Origin of the sequence: Nocardia sp. MDA0666 (genome assembly GCF_003023875.1) — a bacterium.
Lineage (GTDB): Bacteria > Actinomycetota > Actinomycetes > Mycobacteriales > Mycobacteriaceae > Nocardia > Nocardia aobensis.
Genome location: NZ_PYHT01000006.1, coordinates 239,198 through 256,270 on the forward strand (window position 1 = coordinate 239,198; position 17,073 = coordinate 256,270).

11 protein-coding genes and 3 tRNA genes are annotated in these 17,073 nt (G+C 66.6%); 12 read left to right on the top strand and 2 right to left on the bottom strand.

Annotated elements, in window-relative coordinates; all coding sequences use genetic code 11:
- The first annotated feature begins 208 nt into the window (after nt 1–208).
- The 7 genes from gyrB (at nt 209) to C8258_RS12685 (ending at nt 6,464) form a co-directional block, all read left to right on the top strand.
- Nucleotides 209–2,257 carry a DNA topoisomerase (ATP-hydrolyzing) subunit B gene (gene gyrB, locus C8258_RS12660; RefSeq protein WP_030514042.1) on the top strand — a complete coding sequence of 683 codons (2,049 nt, stop codon included), beginning with the start codon at nt 209–211 and terminating at the stop codon, nt 2,255–2,257.
- 61 nt (nt 2,258–2,318) lie between these two features.
- Nucleotides 2,319–4,817: a DNA gyrase subunit A gene (gene gyrA / locus C8258_RS12665; RefSeq protein WP_106955335.1), complete on the top strand. Its 2,499-nt coding sequence runs from the start codon at nt 2,319–2,321 to the stop codon at nt 4,815–4,817.
- 79 nt (nt 4,818–4,896) lie between these two features.
- Nucleotides 4,897–5,868: a DUF3566 domain-containing protein gene (locus C8258_RS32870; RefSeq protein WP_063008843.1), complete on the top strand. Its 972-nt coding sequence runs from the start codon at nt 4,897–4,899 to the stop codon at nt 5,866–5,868.
- Nucleotides 5,869–6,014: 146 nt separating this feature from the next.
- Nucleotides 6,015–6,088, top strand: a tRNA-Ile gene (locus C8258_RS12675).
- A gap of 33 nt (nt 6,089–6,121) precedes the next feature.
- Nucleotides 6,122–6,194 (top strand) — tRNA-Ala (locus C8258_RS12680).
- Nucleotides 6,195–6,267: 73 nt separating this feature from the next.
- A complete protein-coding gene (locus C8258_RS33165) occupies nt 6,268–6,375 on the top strand; it encodes a DLW-39 family protein (protein ID WP_210743954.1) in 108 nt (35 codons plus the stop codon).
- 16 nt (nt 6,376–6,391) lie between these two features.
- A tRNA-Ala gene (locus C8258_RS12685) sits at nt 6,392–6,464 on the top strand.
- A 22-nt stretch (nt 6,465–6,486) separates the two neighbouring features.
- Here C8258_RS12685 and C8258_RS12690 read toward each other — a convergent pair.
- A complete protein-coding gene (locus tag C8258_RS12690) occupies nt 6,487–7,125 on the bottom strand; it encodes a TetR/AcrR family transcriptional regulator (RefSeq protein WP_233225047.1) in 639 nt (212 codons plus the stop codon).
- Between the two features lie 178 nt (nt 7,126–7,303).
- Between C8258_RS12690 and C8258_RS12695 the strand changes: the two genes are divergently transcribed.
- The 5 genes from C8258_RS12695 to C8258_RS12715 all read left to right on the top strand — a co-directional run bounded on the left by C8258_RS12695 (nt 7,304) and on the right by C8258_RS12715 (nt 14,340).
- Nucleotides 7,304–9,097, top strand: a complete 1,794-nt coding sequence (locus C8258_RS12695) for a multicopper oxidase family protein (RefSeq protein WP_106955336.1) — start codon at nt 7,304–7,306, stop codon at nt 9,095–9,097.
- A gap of 6 nt (nt 9,098–9,103) precedes the next feature.
- Entirely contained in the window at nt 9,104–10,360 is a 1,257-nt protein-coding gene (locus tag C8258_RS12700) for an oxygenase MpaB family protein (protein ID WP_106955392.1), read from the top strand.
- On the top strand, nt 10,357–11,421 hold the full coding sequence (locus tag C8258_RS12705) for a lipocalin-like domain-containing protein (protein WP_106955337.1): 1,065 nt from the start codon (nt 10,357–10,359) through the stop codon (nt 11,419–11,421). Before C8258_RS12700 ends, C8258_RS12705 begins: the two co-directional genes overlap by 4 nt.
- A 64-nt stretch (nt 11,422–11,485) precedes the next feature.
- Nucleotides 11,486–13,048, top strand: coding sequence for an FAD-dependent monooxygenase (locus tag C8258_RS12710; RefSeq protein ID WP_106955338.1), 1,563 nt, complete (start codon nt 11,486–11,488; stop codon nt 13,046–13,048).
- A 158-nt stretch (nt 13,049–13,206) separates the two neighbouring features.
- Complete coding sequence (locus tag C8258_RS12715; protein WP_106955339.1) at nt 13,207–14,340, top strand: alpha/beta fold hydrolase; 1,134 nt, start codon at nt 13,207–13,209, stop codon at nt 14,338–14,340.
- Here the strand turns inward: C8258_RS12715 and C8258_RS12720 are convergent.
- Entirely contained in the window at nt 14,274–16,835 is a 2,562-nt protein-coding gene (locus C8258_RS12720) for a LuxR C-terminal-related transcriptional regulator (protein WP_158271252.1), read from the bottom strand. The two genes, C8258_RS12715 and C8258_RS12720, sit on opposite strands and share 67 nt — an antisense overlap.
- Between the last annotated feature and the right edge of the window lie 238 nt (nt 16,836–17,073).

Here is a 17,073-nt window from a genome sequence, read left to right on the forward strand (position 1 = left end):
TGTCATAGGTGCATCCTGTGCCGGGGGTACCAGTAGGATGGAAGAGTAACTAGCGGCGATACCTTCGGCGCGTTCCGTGCAGCACGCGCGAGGACCCGTAATTCTCGAGCAGTTCGAACATCTCGAGCAGAGGCCATACGGGGCTCGGTCTGTGTGTGTTGTCCGACGTCGCATCGAGGGATCAGCAAGTAAGGAGAGCTACCGAGCAGTGGCTGCCAACGACTCCAACGCAAGCGGCTCGTCCAAGGCGAAAGCGGGCAACAAGGACTACGGTGCCTCCAACATCACCGTTCTCGAAGGACTCGAGGCGGTCCGCAAACGCCCCGGTATGTACATCGGTTCCACCGGTGAGCGCGGTCTGCACCACCTGATCTGGGAGGTTGTGGACAACTCCGTCGACGAGGCGATGGCCGGTTACGCCAGCCGGGTCGACGTGACGCTGCTGGCCGACGGCGGCGTCGAGGTCGTCGACGACGGCCGCGGTATCCCGGTGGCGATGCACGCCACGGGTGTGCCCACCATCGAGGTCGTCATGACCCAGCTGCACGCCGGCGGCAAGTTCGACTCGGACGCCTACGCCGTGTCCGGTGGTCTGCACGGTGTCGGTATCTCCGTGGTGAACGCGCTGTCCAGCCGGATGGTCACCGAGATCGACCGCGACGGCTTCCATTGGAGCCAGGAGTACAAGGACGCCAAGCCCGGCAAGCTCGTCAAGGGCGAGCCCACCGACCGGACCGGCACCACGCAGCGCTTCTGGGCGGATCCGGACGTCTTCGAGACCACGACCTACAACTTCGAGACGATCTCGCGCCGGTTGCAGGAGATGGCCTTCCTGAACAAGGGCCTGACCATCACCCTCACCGACCAGCGGGTCAGCGAGGCCGAGGTCACCGACGAGGTGGTCAGCGAGACCGCCGAGGCGCCCAAGCACGACGAGGGCACCGCCGCGCCGCCGGAGCCGAAGGTCAAGACTCGCACCTACCACTACCCGGGCGGGCTCGAGGATTTCGTCAAGCACATCAACCGCACCAAGCAGGCGATCCACAACACCGTCGTCTCGTTCACCAGCAAGGGCACCGGCCACGAACTCGAGGTCGCGATGCAGTGGAATTCGGGGTACTCCGAATCCGTCCACACCTTCGCCAACACCATCAACACCCACGAGGGTGGTACCCACGAAGAGGGCTTCCGCGCGGCGCTGACCACCGTGGTCAACAAGTACGCCAAGGACAAGAAGCTCCTCAAGGAGAAGGACGGCAACCTCACCGGTGACGACATCCGCGAGGGTCTGGCCGCCATCGTGAGCGTCAAGGTCAGCGAGCCGCAGTTCGAGGGCCAGACCAAGACGAAGCTCGGCAACACCGAGGTGAAGTCGTTCGTCCAGCGCACCTGCAACGAACATCTCGCGCACTGGTTCGAGGCCAATCCGGCCGATGCCAAGACGATCGTGCAGAAGGCGGTGTCCTCCGCGCAGGCCCGCGTCGCCGCCCGCAAGGCTCGTGAGCTGGTGCGGCGCAAGAGCGCCACCGACCTGGGCGGGCTGCCGGGCAAGCTGGCCGACTGCCGGTCCAAGGATCCGAGCAAGTCCGAGATCTACATCGTCGAGGGTGACTCCGCCGGTGGCTCGGCGAAATCCGGTCGCGACTCGATGTACCAGGCGATCCTGCCGCTGCGCGGAAAGATCATCAACGTCGAGAAGGCGCGTATCGACCGAGTCCTCAAGAACAACGAGGTCCAGTCGATCATCACCGCCTTCGGCACCGGTATCCACGACGAGTTCGACATCTCGAAGCTGCGGTATCACAAGATCGTGCTGATGGCCGACGCCGACGTCGACGGCCAGCACATCTCGACCCTGCTGCTCACCCTGCTGTTCCGCTTCATGCGCCCGCTGGTCGAACACGGGCACGTGTACCTCGCCCAGCCGCCGCTGTACAAGCTGAAGTGGCAGCGCTCGGATCCGGAATTCGCCTACTCGGACCGCGAGCGCGACGGTCTGCTGGAGGCCGGTCTGGCCGCCGGTAAGAAGATCAACAAGGACGACGGCGTCCAGCGCTACAAGGGTCTCGGCGAGATGAACGCCAAGGAGCTGTGGGAAACCACCATGGATCCTTCGGTGCGGGTGCTTCGTCAGGTGACGTTGGACGACGCGGCCGCGGCCGACGAGTTGTTCTCCGTGCTGATGGGTGAAGACGTCGAGGCGCGTCGCAGCTTCATCACCCGCAACGCCAAGGACGTCCGCTTCCTCGATGTGTAACCGGTGCTGCGCGGTCTGCCCGCGCGCCCGTCACACCGCCCAGGCCTGTTAAGGAGAATTCATGACTGAGACCACCCTGCCGCCCGAAGGTGGTGCGGGCGACCGGATCGAGCCGGTCGACATCCAGAACGAAATGCAGAGCAGCTACATCGATTACGCGATGAGCGTGATCGTGGGCCGCGCGCTGCCCGATGTGCGCGACGGTCTCAAGCCGGTGCACCGGCGCGTGCTCTACGCGATGTACGACAACGGGTATCGGCCCGACCGCGGTTACGTGAAATCCGCGCGTCCGGTCGCCGAGACCATGGGTAACTACCACCCGCACGGCGACGCCTCGATCTACGACACCCTGGTGCGCATGGCGCAGCCGTGGTCGCTGCGGTATCCGCTGGTCGACGGGCAGGGCAACTTCGGTTCCCGCGGTAACGACGGCGCGGCCGCCATGCGGTACACCGAGTGCCGGCTCACCCCGCTGGCGATGGAGCTGCTCCGCGAAATCGACCACGAGACGGTCGATTTCACGCCGAACTACGACGGCCGCTCCCAGGAGCCCGTGGTTCTCCCCAGCCGGGTGCCGAACCTGTTGATGAACGGGTCCAACGGCATCGCCGTCGGTATGGCGACCAATATCCCGCCGCACAACCTGAACGAGTTGGCCGACGCCATCTACTGGGCGCTGGACAACTACGACGCCGACGAGGAGACCACCCTCGCCGCGTGTATGGAGCGCGTCAAGGGTCCGGACTTCCCGACCTACGGCCTGATCGTCGGAAACCAGGGCATCCACGACGCCTACACCACCGGACGCGGTTCCATCCGGATGCGCGGTGTGGTGGAGATCGAGGAGGACAATCGCGGTCGCACCACGATCGTCATCACCGAGCTGCCGTACCAGGTCAACACCGACAACTTCATCAACTCGATCGCCGAGCAGGTCAAGGACGGCAAGATCGCGGGTATCTCCGATATCCACGACGAGTCCTCCGACCGCGCGGGTATGCGGATCGTGGTCACGGTCAAGCGCGATGCCGTGGCCAAGGTGGTGCTGAACAACCTCTACAAGCACACCCAGCTGCAGACCAGCTTCGGCGCCAACATGCTGTCGATCGTCGACGGTGTGCCGCGCACGCTGCGGTTGGACCAGATGATCCGGCTCTACGTCGATCACCAGTTGGACGTCATCGTCCGGCGCACCCGCTACCTGTTGCGCAAGGCCGAGGAGCGGGCGCACATCCTGCGCGGCCTGGTCAAGGCCCTGGACATGCTGGACGAGGTCATCGCCCTGATCCGGCGTTCGGCCAATACCGACACCGCGCGCACCGGCCTGATGGAACTGCTCGAGATCGACGAGATCCAGGCGACCGCCATCCTGGATATGCAGCTGCGGCGCCTGTCGGCCCTGGAGCGGCAGAAGATCATCGACGAATTGGCCCGCATCGAGGCCGAGATCGCCGATTTGAAGGACATCCTGGAGAAGCCGGAACGTCAGCGTGCCATCGTGCGCGACGAACTGGCCGAGATCGTCGAGAAGTACGGCGACGACCGCCGCACCAAGATCGTCGCGGCCGACGGCGACGTCGCCGACGAGGATCTGATCGCTCGCGAGGACGTCGTGGTCACCATCACCGCGACCGGCTACGCCAAGCGCACCAAGACCGATCTGTACCGCAGCCAGAAGCGCGGCGGTAAGGGTGTGCAGGGTGCGGGCCTCAAGCAGGACGATCTGGTCAAGCACTTCTTCGTCACCTCGACCCACGACTGGCTGCTGTTCTTCACCAACCTCGGCCGGGTCTACCGGGCCAAGGCCTACGAGTTGCCCGAGGCCAACCGCACCGCGCGCGGCCAGCACGTGGCCAACCTGCTGGCTTTCCAGCCGGAGGAGAAGATCGCCCAGGTCATCCGGATCAAGACCTACGAGGACGCTCCGTATCTGGTGCTGGCCACCCGCAACGGCCTGGTGAAGAAGTCGAAACTGACCGACTTCGACTCCAACCGCACTGGCGGCATCGTCGCGGTGAATCTGCGCGACGGTGACGAATTGGTCGGCGCCGCACTGTGTTCGGCCGAGGAGGATCTGCTGCTGGTGTCCGCGCACGGGCAGTCGATCCGGTTCACCGCCAACGACGAGGTGCTGCGTCCCATGGGCCGCGCGACCTCGGGCGTGCAGGGTATGAGGTTCAACGCCGACGATGAGCTGTTGTCGCTCAACGTCGTTCGCGACGGCACCTATCTGCTGGTCGCGACCGCGGGCGGATACTCCAAGCGCACCGCGATCGAGGAGTACACCGCACAGGGCCGCGGCGGTAAAGGTGTGTTGACGATTCAGTACGACCCGAAGCGTGGCAGTCTGGTAGGAGCGCTCATCGTCGACGACGATGACGAGCTCTATGCCATCACGTCCGGCGGCGGTGTCATCCGGACGGCGGCGAATCAGGTACGCAAGGCGGGCCGGCAGACCAAGGGCGTGCGTTTGATGAACCTCGGCGAGGGCGATACCTTGCTGGCGATCGCTCGTAACGCTGATGAGCCCGACCAGGTTTCCGGTGAAGAAGAGGCCTGAGGCTCGGATTAGCGTTAGGTTCTGGAAGCGGTAATTTCTCCACAAGCAGCGGCGCCACGACGGATCGAAGGATTCTGCATTGACCACTCCGAATCAGCCGAACGACGAGCGAAACCACGCCAACGGTGTGACCGAGCGGATCGCACCGTCACCGATTCCGCCGCGGCCGGCGCCGCGGTCGGGGTCGTCGGCCGACAACGGCTCGGGTAGTTCGCCCGCAAACCCCGAGTCGCAAGGCGATTCCGCGAAATCCGGCGGTTCGGCGCCGGAGGCCGCCGAGGCCGGTGACGGTCGTGGTTCTCGCTTCGAGGAGGGGTGGTCGCAGCTGCCGCAGCGGGAGCCGCAGTCGAATCTGAATCGCCCCGGCCAGGCCCCGGTGCAGGGCCGGGCGAATTCGCAGACCGGACTCGGTGGCGGGGTGAAGAACGCCCGCACCACCACCGACCTCGCGGCCAAGGCCGCGCGCAAGGAAGCGGCGATGGTGAAGTCCGTCGGCATCGACGGACCCACCCGCAGCATCGCCCGCCCGGAACTGATCAAGGATCTGCCCGATCTGTCGGATCTGCGTCATCCGATGCCGCAGGCGGACCCCGGTGCGGCACAGTCGGTTCCGATGGCGGTGAAGACCGCGGCGCCGACCGTCTCCCCGGCGGCGCAGGCGGCGGTCGCCCAGGCGGTCACCAGCGGTGAGCCGTTGCGCGCGACCGTGCAGGTGCGCCATATCGACCCGTGGTCGACGTTGAAGGTGTCGCTGGTGATCAGCGTCGCCATGTTCTTCGTGTGGATGCTGGCCGTCGGATTCCTCTACATCGTGCTGTCCGGCATGGGTGTGTGGGACCGCCTGAACAGCACCTTCACCGACATGGTGAACGACAACAACTCCTCGGCGACGACGATCATCGACGCCGGCAGCGTCTTCGGATACGCGGCCGTCATCGGCCTGATCAACGTGGTGCTGTTCACCGCGCTGTCGACGGTGGGCGTATTCATCTACAACCAGTGCACCGATCTGGTGGGCGGCGTGCAGGTGACGCTGGCCGATCCGGACTGACGACTCGCGACGCACGGCCGGCCGGTTCTCACCGGACCGGCCGTTCGTGCTTTACGGGCGCTCTGACCAGGCGTTTTGGAGAGCAATCGGAGGGTTGTGTAGTCTCTACCGAGTCAGTCACGACAACATGTCGAGACGAACACCACGGGCCTATAGCTCAGGCGGTTAGAGCGCTTCGCTGATAACGAAGAGGTCGGAGGTTCAAGTCCTCCTAGGCCCACATTCACACACCTGGTCGTCATCGACGGCCGAGGGGGCCTTAGCTCAATTGGCAGAGCACTGCCTTTGCAAGGCAGGGGTTAGGGGTTCGATTCCCCTAGGCTCCACTTCTTCTTCTCACGATCGGGCGGATCCGATCACTGTCTGCCGGGGCAGTCGCGGCACAGTAGGGTGGACGGCATGAAACTTCTTCTGACGATCGGTGTCATTGCCGCAGTTGTCTTCGCTGTCACCAAGGTTCGCAAGCGGAGCGAGGCGGATCTGTGGCACGAGGTGACCGCGCGCTGAGCCGTCACGCTCGACCGGGGCCTTAGCTCAATTGGCAGAGCACTGCCTTTGCAAGGCAGGGGTTAGGGGTTCGATTCCCCTAGGCTCCACAACGTTCACAGCTCCACAAAATCACGGCCGGGCCAGCAGGTCGATGACCGCCTGTACTTCCTCCGGCGTCGGGGTCGGCAGATTGTCGCGGCCGTGGATCAGCCCGATTCCCAGATACACCATCGCGCCGGCGCGCAGCCGCGCCTGAACCGGCTCGAAACCCAGATCGAGCATGGCTGTCTGCACGGTGCGGAAGATGCGCTGATCCAGCGCCCGGACCGCCGCCGCCACGGTGTCGTCGGTGCGTGACCACTCCCGCACCGATGCCTCGACCATCCAGTGCTTCGGATCCACCAGCATGGCCGCCATCTGTTCGATGCGGGACTCGACCGGAATCGAATCCAAGGCGGCGAGGGCACGCACGGCTTCGCTCTGCATGTCGCCCCACCGGTCGGCCATCGCGGCCATCAGTTGTTCGAGATCGTCGAAATGCCAGTAGAAACTGCCCTTGGTGACGCCCAGTTCCTCGCACAGCCGGGGAATCCGGATCGCGGTCACACCCTCGCGCCCGAGCAGGTCCAAGGCGCCGTTCACCCAGTCGTCGTACGACAGCCGCGCCGTTCGTGGGCGGTTGCGATGTTGTGCCTCCGCCTTTTTGGACACCGCCTTCTTCGACACCGCCTTCTCGGACGTGACCGGGGCCTTCTTCGGTGTCGTCATCCATTCACCGCCGAGTCGCCCAGATCCATGACCCGATCGTAGGGGAGCCGGTCGGCTGGGGATTCGACGCGCATCCGGCGCACCTCCTCGGACCATTCAAACGAGTACCGTCTACTGTACTCAATGGTATGGTCGCTGCGACGGGTGACGATCGGTGTCACCTCGGAAGGTGCGAGGGATGTATCGACCGATCGGCCGCCGCGCGATGCTGCGCGGTTTCGGCGCAGGTCTGACGGCCGCGGTGGCCGGGCGCGCGGCGACGGCCACCGCCGATCCCGCACCCGGCGGGTTCGAGAGTCCGCTGATATTCCATTCGCCGCCGATGCGGCCCTTCGTCGATGAACTTCCGCGGCCACCCGTCGTCACCGGGAGTCACCTGGACCTCGTGGCGACCACCACCAGCCATCGCTTTCACCGCGATATGCCCGCGGTGCCCGCGTTCGGGTACAACGACCGGACGTACCTGGGCCCGACCATCGAACACGAGGCCGGCCGCCCCCTCACCGTCCGGTTCCACAACCGGCTCGGCGACCATCCGTTCGCGGCCGATATCGACACCACGCTGCACGGGGTGCCGGAGAGTTACCGGACCACGGTCCCGGCCTCGCTGCATCTGCACGGCGCAGTGACGCCGCCCGCCAGTGACGGACATCCCGAACGCCTGGTCATGCCGGGACAGCACCTCGATTACGACTTCCCGCTGCGCCAGTCGGCCGGTCACCTCTGGTACCACGACCACGCGATGGGGATCACCCGCGCGAACGTCTACGCCGGATTGACGGGCATGATGCTGCTGCGCGACGAATTCGACACGGGAGCTTCGGGCAATCCGCTCGGGCTGCCGGCGGGAGAGTTCGAAATACCTCTGGTGCTGCAGGAGAAATTGTTCTCCCCCGACGGCCGCCAGAGTCTGCGTTCGACCGCGGTGGTCCCACCGGGTTCGTGGGAGGGCGGTGCGGTCGGCGACGTCGGGGTGGTGAACGGGGCGGTGTGGCCGCTGCTGCCGGTCGCGCGCGGGCTGTATCGGTTCCGTGCGATCAATGCCGCCTCGTTCAGCACGTGGAATCTGTTCTTCGGCAATCGGATGCGGTTCTGGGTGATCGGAAACGACCACGGACTCCTCGATGCGCCGGTGCCGGTGCGTAATCTGCGGCTCGCCCCGGCCGAACGGATCGATCTCCTGGTGGATTTCGCCGATCTCGCGCCGGGGGAGACGGTCGACCTGTGCAACGACGAACAACCGGTGTTCCAGGCAGCGATCCTCGGGGAGGTCGCGATGCCGGTGTTCTGCCGCTTCCGCGCCGAGGATCGCGCGGGATTGCGCGGACCGGTGCCGCAGACGCTGCGCGGCGGGCCGCGACAGCCCGCGGCGCTGCCGCCGGTGCCGGTTCCGGCGCTGTCGCGCACCCTCACCATCAGCCAGCCCTATGAACTGCGGATGCCGCCCGCGATCATGTCGCTGAACAACCTGCGCTATTCGGATCCGGATATCGACATGCCGCGGCAGGGCACGACCGAGGTGTGGAACATCGTCAACATCACACCCGATCCCCATCCCATCCACATCCACCTGGTGGATTTCCGCATCCTGAGCAGGACGCCGCTACGGACTGTGGATTATCAACTCGCTCATCCCCAACCGCCGATCGGCACCCGCTGGACTCCCGACCCGGAGGGTTTCCTCGCGGGCCCGGCGCAGCCGCCGGCGCCGTGGGAGAGCGGCCGCAAGGATGTGGTGCGAGTCGACGGCGGCACCGTCACCCGCATCGTGGTGCGATTTCCCACCGCCGACGAACTCGGCTTCGATCCCGACGCCTCGTTCCCCAGGATCGGCCCGCCGATGCCGGGTGCGGCGCATTCGGCGGAACATGCCGCGCATCAGGATTCGGATCTACGCGGTTTCGTCTGGCACTGCCATCTGCTCGATCACGAGGACCACGACATGATGCTGCGATTCCGAACGGTGCGGTGAATGCGAATGACGACACAGCTGCGAACCCTGAAATGCCCCAGCGCTTTCCGGTACTGGGAGGCCAAGCAGCAGCCCGCCGTCCAGCGGCTGGAAGCGATCGTGCGGAAGGTGACCGGCGCTGAACTCTTTCCGACCGACGACCAGGCGCGGGCCCTCACCGAGGATCTGTTCGCCGGTGATCCGGTCGCCGAACGATTCGTCGCCGAGGTGATGCACGGTCCCGGCGGCTCGGCGGCCGGCCGGGCTCTGCTGGACCGGGCGTTGGCCGAAGGGATCGATGCCGTTCCCGAGGCACCGGATTCGATGCGCGAACTGTTCGCCGAATTCGACACCGTGCCCGAATGGGTGCGTCCGGAGCTGGTCGAACAGGGTGCGGCCATTTGGCGGCGGTGGGGCACCATGTTGTTCAGCTTCGCGGGTGCGGAAACGCTGGAGATGTACACCGAATCCGCGGTCGCCACCCCGCTGTCGCTCGCGGGCGGTTACGCCGGAAACAGTGCGCTGCGAAGGTATTTGGAGACCTGCCGATTCTGGATGGACGTCTCACAGCCGAATGCGCTGCTGACGCCGGGGTCCACCGGGCGCGCCACCGCGCTGAAGGTCCGAGTGATGCACGTGTCGGTGCGGGCGCGGGTGGCCGGCCATCCCGAATGGGATACCGACAAGTGGGGACTGCCGATCAGCCAGACCTATCAGTTGCTGACCCTGATCGCGGGCAGTGTGACACCCGGCCTCGGGCTGTGGGCGCTGGGCTATCAGACCACGCCGTCGGAAATCCGTGCGCTGCTGCACTTTCAGAGGTACATGGGTTATCTGCTGGGCGTGCGATTGCAGTGGCATCCCGAAACGGTGATCGACTCGCTGCGGGTGCTGGCGATGACGATCGCCTCGCGTTCCTACGACGCCGGTGTGCACGGCGCGGAATTGATCGAGTCCTATCCCGCCGCCTTCGCCCCGCGTCCCGAACACCGCGGCGCGAGCCGGTTGCGGGCGGCCTACAACTACCGCATCAACTCGGTGTATTCGGCGATGTACATGGCGCCCGGCACACGGCGCAAATACCGTATGCCCCCGGCCTTTCCCTGGCTGCTGATTCCGGTGCTGCGGCTCCCGTTGATCACCGCCATGGAATTCGTGCGCCGGATACCGCCGGTCGGCCGGCTGCACGAGACGGTGATGGTCCGGCACCGGGAGAACTGGTACCGCGCCCAAATGCAGGGCCGGGAAGCGGAATTCGATGCGAGCGGAGCGTTGCGGCGATGAACGACACAGCCATTGTCGAGGCATGGAACGGTCCCGGCCGCCGGGACGGCGATCTCACCACGGTCGAGCCGCGGCACAACGCACTCCATCCCGCGGCGAGTTCGCTCGCCTTCGAGCACTGGTATTTCGACGCACATCTCGACAGCGGGCACACCGTCGTCGGATTTCTCACCAAACGCCGTCCCGAGGATTTCCCGCACGCGCGTCCCTGGGTCGAGTTGATGGTCTACGAACCGGACGGCACCCGCCGGCAGGTCTCGCGGAAGTATCCCCGCAAGCAGGCGTCGTTCGATGCGCGATCCTGCGATGTGCGGATCGGAAACAACCGCGCCTATACCGAATTCCGGCCCGGCGGGTTGCCGACACACCATCTGCGACTGGCCGAGGACGGTCTGGAATTCGACCTGCGCTTCGACAACGAACTGCCCAGCTGGATGCCGGGACAGGGCGAAACGCATTTCGGCGGCGGTGATTCCTTCGGCTGGGTGGTCGGCGCGCCGCGAGCCCGGGTGAGCGGCACCGTGACCATCGACGGCGTCGAGCGGTCCGTGACCGGTCGCGGTTACGCCGACCACAACTGGGGCGTCGGCGATATGCGCAAGATCATCGAGCGCTGGCACTGGGGCCGGCTGTATGTCGAGGACTATTCGCTGCTGTTCGCCGACGTGCTGACCCAGCAGCGGCGCGGAGCGCACGAGATCGCGCCGCTCATGCTGGCTCATCGGGACCGCATTGTCCTCTCGACCGGCGAGACGACCTTGCGGGAGGGGCCGGCGCGGTTCGACGCCACCGCCGGGCGCGGCTATCCGGAGTGGATCGAACTGCGCGTACCCGATCAGGTCGAGTTGCGGCTGACCGTGGATCGGGTGATTCACGCCCACGATCTCCTCGACGATATTCCGGTGGTCGGCACGCGATTGCTGAAACCGCTGGCGCACAGGTTGGTCGGTCGTCCGGGCTATTTCCGATTCGAATCCACCTTCGAACTCACCGTGCTCGGCGGGGCCGAACCGGTCCGGCGTACCGGCACCACCTTGCACGAACTGGTGGCGCTCACCTGAGCCTTGCGTAGGCCGCATTCGCGGTGCAAGGGAGCTGCAAGCGACCGGCGGCAGGGTCGATGCCATGAGCGAGACATTCGATGTGGTGATCGCCGGTGCGGGCCCGGTCGGGCTGATGCTGGCATGTGAACTGCGGCTGGCCGGCGTCGAGGTGCTGGTCGTGGAGCGGCTGACGGAGATCGATCGGACCATCAAGGCCGGCGCGATCAATGTGCCGACGGCACAGGCCTTCGATCGGCGCGGACTGTTGCCCGAGTTGCTGTCGCATCAGCAGGCGGCGGTCGAGCGGATGAAGGCGTTCACCGGTTCGACGGCGGGCCCTGCGAACCGGCCGCCGATCGCGGGCCATTTCGCGGGAATCATGTTGTCGTTCGACCTGATCGACGCGGAAGATCCGGCCTTCGCGGGCGTGGGGCCGGCGGGGCGAGCCGTGCTGGTGAGCCAGCAGGGCATCGAGGAGATTCTCGGTGCGCGCGCGGCGGAACTCGGCGTGGTGGTGCGCCGGGGCGTGCACCTGATCGATCTGACCGACCACGGCGACGCGGTGACGGTGCGTTGCCGTGCCGGCGAGAGCAGCGGCGGCGAAGAGAGCGGCCGTTCCGACGAGATCCGTGCTTCGTGGCTGGTGGGTTGCGACGGCGGACGCAGCACCGTCCGCAGACTCGCCGGCTTCGATTTCCCGGGTATCGGGCCGGAGATCACCGGGCGGCAGGCGGTGGTGGAGATGTCGGAAACCGAAGGGCTGCGGCCCGGTTGGCACGACACCGACCATGGCATCTATGTCTACGGGCCGACCCCCGGCCGTTTTCTGACGGTCGAACTCGACGGACCGCCCGTCGATCGTGACGCGCCGATCACGGCCGCCGAGCTGGAGGCGAGCCTGCGCCGGGTCGCCGGGGTACCCGTGCGGGTCTCGGCGGTGCATTCGGCGACCCGGTTCACCGACAACACCCGTCAGGTCCCGGACTATCGCAAGGGCCGCGTGCTGCTCGCCGGCGATGCGGCGCACGTGCATTCGCCGTTCGGCGGACAGGGCCTGAATCTGGGAATCGGCGATGCGGTCTGTCTCGGCTGGAAGCTGGCCGCGGTCGTCGACGGCCGGATGGACGAGCGGCTCCTGGACACCTACACCGCCGAGCGGTATCCGATCGGCGCCTGGGTGCTGGAATGGACTCGGGCGCAGGTCGCGCTGATGCGGCTGGATCGGCGCAGTAAGGCACTGCGGGCGGTGATGTCCGAACTGCTGTCCACCGGCGACGGCGCGACCACCGTGTTCAAACGGATCTCCGGCGTCCTGCACCGTTACCACCTGGGCGGCGACCACGAACTGGTCGGCACCATCGTTCCCGATCGCGATCTCTCCGACGGGACTCGCGTGGCCGAACACTTCGCCTCCGGCCAGGGCGTGCTGTTCGACTTCGCCGACTCCGTGGAGCTGCGCGCCGCGGCGGCGCCGTGGCAGGACCGGATACGGATCGTCACGGCGAAGCCGCTGAACGCCTCGGACGGGACCGGTGCCGGCGAGGCGGCCGGGGTGCTCGTCCGTCCGGACGGATATGTCGCGTGGGCAGCCACCGAGGGTGTCGAGGGTGTGACGACGGCCCTGACTCGCTGGTTCGGTCGGTGAGCGCGATTCCCGCCGACCTTACCGAACGTGTTATATGTAACTTCGCGTAGCGGGCAGATGTGCTGCCTGCCTACCATCGAATAGCTATCGTTCGTCGAGGTGCCGGTGTGGACCGGCGTGCTGCGGGAATCGCGGCCGGGAGTGGAAGGGAACAGCCCGTGGTCGCGATCGTTGCGGATCTGCCGCGCGCGGCGCGCAATATCTGGGCGGTGTCGTTCGGCGACGGAATTGAGCCCTACCGGCCGGCGTCGTCCACACCGATCAGCGAGCAGCCGCACAATCGACTGCTGCGCTACGACCGCGACGAACCCGGTACCGGGAATCCGGTGCTGCTGGTACCACCGCTCGCGGTCACGCCGGCCTGCTTCGACCTGCGGGACGGCCAGAGCCTCGTGCGCTACCTGCTCGCCATCGGCAAGCAGCCGTATGTGGTCGACTACGGCGATTTCGATTACGGCGACCGGGATCTCGGCCTCGAGCACTGGACCCACGGCATCGTGCCGGACGCGGTGCGCCGCGTCGCCGCCGAACACGGGCGACCCGTGGACGTGATCGGCTGGTCGCTGGGTGGCGCGCTCGCGATGATCGCCGCGGCGGCCCATGCGGATCTGCCGATCGCGTCGGTCACCGGCCTGGCTGCACCGTTCGACCAGCGCCGCACCCCGTTCCTGGTGCCGGTCCGGATGGCGGGGAAGCTGACCGGTGGACGAGGCGTCGCCCTGGCGACGAAATTGCTCGGCGGGGCCCCGCGCGAGCTGGTCCGGCTCGGCTTCCGGTTACAGGCCTTCGATCGCGAGCTGACCCGTCCGCTGTTCATCGCCCGGCACGCCGCCGACACCGAGGCGCTGGCCCGCATGGAAGCGGTCGACCGCTTCATGGCGACCATGCCCGGCTATCCCGGACGTTCGCTGTGGCAGATCTATCGCAGTCTGGTGTTGCGAAACGAATTGGCGGACGGCGTGATTCGACTGCGCTCGGATCTCGTCGTGGATCTGTCGAAACTGACCTGCCGGGTGCTGCTGATCGGCAGCCGCACCGACATGCTGGTGCCCGCCGGTTCCACCCGCCGCGGTGTGGACCTGCTCACCGGCGCCGCCGAGGTGCGGTTCGTGGAGGTGTCCGGCGGACATCTGGGCCTGATGGTGGGTCCCGACGCGGCCGGCTCGACCTGGCCCGCGATCGGCGATTTTCTCGGCGACCCTTCGGACGGCTCGGCCGATTCCGATCAGATCAAACCGAGTTCGCGCGCCCGTGCGATGGCCTCGGCCCGGGATCCGCTACCCAGTTTGTGATAGATCCCGCGCAAATGTGTTTTGACGGTGTTGATCGAAACACCCATGCCCTCGGCGATATTCAGCGTCGTCATCCCGGACGGCAGCTGGCGCAACACCGACATCTCGGTTTCGGTCAGCCCGGGGTTGTGCGCCGCGCCGCGAGCCGACGGATGGGACCGGATCAGATCGACCAGCCGGTCGTGGTGACCGAAACGGCCGACCGAACCGTCCAGTAACGCAACGATTCCCGGCACCTCCAGGAACGGTCGCACGATCCGGTCGTCGGCCGCGTGATTCAGCGCCCGCGCCAGTGCCTCGTAGGCCTTGACCGGACGGTCCAGATGGTCGGATGCGGAGGCGTACAAGAGCCAGCCGGTGACGGCGGTGAGCGCGGGCAGTCCCTCGGTCCGGCGCAGCAATGGCTGCAGCAGTTCGAGTGTCGTCGACGAGGTCTGCGCGTACTCCGACAGGCAGGCCTGCGCCAGCACGACATCGGGTGTGTGGCCCAGCACCGCGATCGCTCGCTCGACCAGAGTCTGTGCGCCGACGCGGGATTGGATCCGCAGCAGTGCCGACACCGTGTGCAGGACCAGATTGCCCGCGGAGCGCGGCGGTGTCGGCTCGGCGAACATGTCCAGCAGTTGCATCCGCAGCGTATCGGCGGCCAGGAAACGATCTGTGGCGGAATCGAATTCGATCAGCCGGAGCAACGCCAGCGCCTGCCGGTCGGCGGTCGGCGCGGGGGAGAGGCCGCTCGTCGTGGCGGGCGGGAGCTGCCCGTGGGCCTCGATCGGATCACCCTGCAGGTAGTGCGCGTAGGCGATCATCGCCTGTGCGTGCGTCATCGCGGAATGTGTTCGCAGTCCGTACTTCTCGGCGAGTTCCACGGCGTGTTCGGCCCGCTTGCACATCACCGTGAGATGGCCGCCGATACCGCCGCACAGCGCCAATCGCGTCGCCGCCGGCACGACGAAGCGGCCCAGTCCGGCGTGTTCGGCCAGCGCGAGCGCCTGCCACAGTCCCGATTCGGCGCGCGCCACATCGCCGCGGTGCAGATGCGCATTCGCCACCTGCGCGACGATGTAGCAGTCCAGTTCGGCGTGACCGGTCGGCGTGGGCGTCGCCGGCTCGGGCGCAGCGGGTTCGGCGCCCGTCAACACCGCGACATCCACGACCACCGCGGTGCGCAGTGCGATCAGCCAGGACGCGGGCACCAGGGCGGAGGCCGAACAGGGTTCTGCTTCGAGTCGATCCAGATATGCCGTGCACGCCGCCACGTCCCCGCGGCTCACGGCCTCGGCGATGCGCAGTAGCTGGACGAATTGATCGTCGGCGAGTTCGCCGACATCGTCGAGCCGGGCGAAGAAGGACGGCCCGTCCCCGCCGAACACCAACCTCGGGCCGTGTTCGCGGATGAACCGCGACAGCTGCGGGTGCCCCGGCACGGCGAGCACATGATGCAGTGCCGCGGAGGGCATCCGGGCATCGACGAACCATGCGGAACAACTGCGGTGAATGCGTGGCAGCCGGTTCGCAAGCGTGCGCGCGGCCTCGGCGAGCAGGTAGGCCCGCAGCATCGGGTGATAGCTGTGCCACAGTTCGCCGTAGCGTGCCACGCACGTGATCGGCAGGTTGTTGCGCAGCAGATATTCCAGTGTGGCCGGGGCGGATTCGCCGACCAGCTCGGTGGCCAGCGCGACACTGAACTCCTCGGGTACCGCGGTCGCGAGCAGGAAGTGCAGCGCATCGTCGGGCAGCGCGCCCAGCAATTCGCCGACGAGGAAGTCGCTGATGGCGTGGGGCGCGCGGGCCAATGCCGCCAACGCGGTCGGCCGGTCCTGCGGATTCGCGGCCAGGTAGATCGCGGCGATCCGTACGAGTGCGGCCCAGCCGCAGGTCAGCCGTTGGATTCCGGCGATATCGGCAGCGCTCAGGTGGAGGTCGTGCTGGCCGAGCAGGGCCGCGGTGCGTTCGTCGTCGAGCGCGAGTTCGCGCGCGGTCAGACGGGTGAGCCGGCCACTCAGCTCGAGCCCGTGCCATCGCAGCGGCGGATCGAACCGGCCGGTGACGATCGTCGTGAGGGTCGGCGGTGCGTTTTCGACGACATACTCCAGACCCGCCAGGGCCAAGGGGTCGGTGAGTAGGTGGGCGTCGTCGAGGACGAGCACCGTCGGTTCGGCTCGGTCGGTCAACCGGTCCACCAGTGTCGCCGGTTCGGCGAGCGGACCGGTGGGGTCCCGGTCCGGTGATCCGACGGGGAGGTCGAGCACTCCGGCGATCGCACGCCACAGATCGGCCGATTCGCCGCGGCGGCCGGTGAAGGTCAGCCAGCCCACCCGGCAGTCGGAATGCCGGGTCGCCAGTCGCGTCACCCAGTCGGCGGCCAGGACGGTCTTGCCGGTTCCCGCGGGGGCGCAGATCAATACGGCCTGTCCGGCGCCGGTCGTCGCCGCCTCGTCGATGCGGGCGTGAGCGGCGGGAAGCGACAGCGGTACGAAGGAGAGTTCCGGCACGCCGAGTTGGAGGCCACTGCGGATGGTGGCAATGTTTGAGCTATCGGCTAGCGATCGTGTTGTTCTGGGCGAAGCGTTCAAAGCGCCTCCCGGAGCTGTGCCTTCGCCGAAGGCAGTGTCGGTGAAGCCTGCTTTCTCCAAACTGAAACGTACACTAATCATTTGCTGAAATCGGTCAAAATGTGCGTTCCATCATGATTTCGAATCGGTCTCGGGCCGTCGAATTCGGCCGTGGCGC